General features: G+C 70.4%; 1 protein-coding gene. It reads right to left on the bottom strand.

The genetic code is table 11. The annotated features are described in order from the left end of the window. Positions 1–2,366: type VI secretion system Vgr family protein (locus ACVOJ1_RS18935; RefSeq protein ID WP_346480776.1), on the bottom strand; the 2,366-nt coding region annotated here is incomplete at both ends.

Raw genomic sequence — 2,366 nt, 5'->3', positions numbered from 1 at the left:
GCCACGATCGCCTGGTTCTTGTGCGCACGCGCACTCACCTTGCCCTGTGCAGCATGCAGCGCGATGCCGCGCTCCTGGTTCGGGCTCTCGCCGCTGGGTTCCATGCCGGCGGTGTACAGCACCAGGCCGCCGGCCACGGCCATCGTCAGTGACCCCTGGGTCATCCAGTTCAGTGCCACGCCGCTGGCCAGCGTAGTGTGGGTGCCACTCACCCACACCTGGTCGGCCGGGGTCAGGCTCAGCACGCCGGCCACGCCACTGCCCAGCAGGACCGGCGCGCTCCAGCCCGGCGCTTCACCGTCGCCACCGGCAATGCTGCCCGCCGCGCTGCCACTGTGAGTGGCGCGCAGGGTCTCCTGCAGTTCGGTCAGCGTCGTGTCCACCGGCAATTCGTTGGGATCACTCGGAAGCTGTGCCTGCTGGTTGGCCGCCGACTCGGCCAGCTGCTGCAGCAGCTGCTGGCTTTCCTGCAACTGGCTCAGTGCCTGCGGCGCCGCCAGCTGCGGCGTACCCGGCTCGGTGGTCAGCAGCAGGCCACGGCCGGCGCGCAGTGCACCCTGGGCCTGCGTGGACAGTTCCACACCAAAGCCCCGCTCGCCCTCGCGCACGTTGTCCTGGCCGCCCTTGAGATGGCCCAGGGTCAGGGTGGTCTCGTGCTGGGTGGTGGACAGCTGCGCGCGACCCTGGCCCGGCGTGTCATCGAAGCGCAGCTGCTGGTAGCCGCCCTGCCCGCCCTGGCTGTCGGCCAGCGCCTGGCTCTTGAAACCGGTATACACCGCGGCGTGATCGTTGCCCTCGAACCATGCCGCCGCATTGCCGGTGGCGTTGGCACCGCCACCGTTGATCTGGTTGTGCTGCGCGTCCTGCTGGCCACGGCCGTTGTACACCGCACCGACCACCACCGGACGGTCGATGTCGCCCTCCAGGAAGGCCACCAGCACTTCCTGGCCGCGCCGTGGCAGCACCACGCCGCCCCAGTTGTCGCCCGCCCATGGGGTCATCACCCGCACCCACGTCCAGGCCCCCCCGGTGGCCGGGGCATTGTCGTCCCCACCCGGATGGGCCAGCCCGCTGCTGGCGTTGCCGCCGCGCTGCCACGGGAACTGCACCTTGATGCGGTGGTCGCGGTCGGACAGCAGCGGGTCGCCATCGCTGACCACGATCGCACTGAGCGTGCCGGTGATGGTCGGCCGCGGATGCAGATGCGCGCCATGGCCATCGTCGGTCTGCGGCCGGTAGGTCACTTCGGCCGGGATGGCCACAAAGCGGTTGTCGTAGAAGGCGGTGGAGACCTCACCGGGCGCACGCCCATTGGCCAGGCCCGACAGCGCGCCCGGCAGTGCCGGCGCGGCCACGCTGGACGGACCCAGGGTCTGCTCCAGCGCATCGAATACATCGGCATCGAGGTTGTTGCGCGCCTGGTGCTGCACCGACAGGCACAGGAACTGCGCGTCCTGGCTCACCTGCGGGTGCTGCGACAGGCCGAACCGTGCACCCGGGGCCAGCGTGCGCCACTGGCCGGCACCCTCGATGGTCTGCGCGCGCACGCGCAGCGCATCCAGGTGCTGCTGCGCGCGGCGCTGGCCGCGGGCATTGTCCTGCCAGCCGTAGGGGCCACAGGTGTCGCGGTCGATGATGCCCAGGTCGTTGGCCTGCCCGCTTTCGGCGCTGGCCTGGCGGCGCTCCAGCGTGCGGTAGTCCCAGGTGGCACGCTGTACCTTGCCCGGACGCCAGCGGTGCGCGGTCGACCACTGCTGCACGCTGTCACTGCGCTCGCTCTCATCGCGCCGATGGAAGCGCACGCTGCCCAGCTCGGCGGTGTCATGGCTGTGATCGGCCAGCACCAGGGTGTGGCTGCCGAAGTCGGCACTGCCGGGGTCACCGGCGTGCTCGAACCAGTAATAGATGCCTTCCTCGGCCAGCAGGCGCTGCAGGAAGGCCAGGTCGCTTTCCTGGTACTGCGTGGTCAGGCTGCGCCGCGCGTACTGGCCGCCATCGGCCAGCGACCAGCGCCAGGCCGGGGCCAGACCACCGTAGTCGGCGAAGATGTCCTCGACGATCTCCACGACCGTCCTGTCGTGGAACACATAGCTGTCCACCCGCTGCGACAGGAACGCCAGCCAAGGCTGCAGGCGCAGCCGGTAGCGCGCCAGCCCGCCATTGCTGCCCAGCCGCTCGGCGGCGGTGATGCGTCCATGCAACGGCCGCAGGCTGCCGTCGGCCCGCTGCATCTGCAGCAGCGCGCCCTGCCCGATCAGCGGGCCCAGCGGCAGGCCCGCATCCAGCGACAGCGCCGTGATCGTCCACTGGAAACCGATGCCGTCGATCTGTTCGACGCCATCCAGCGTTTCGGCCACCAGCACGTC

It is taken from the genome of Stenotrophomonas sp. STEN225 (assembly GCF_056756445.1).
Note: the sequence above shows the minus strand (reverse complement) of the source record. Positions and strands in the feature narration are given on the sequence as shown.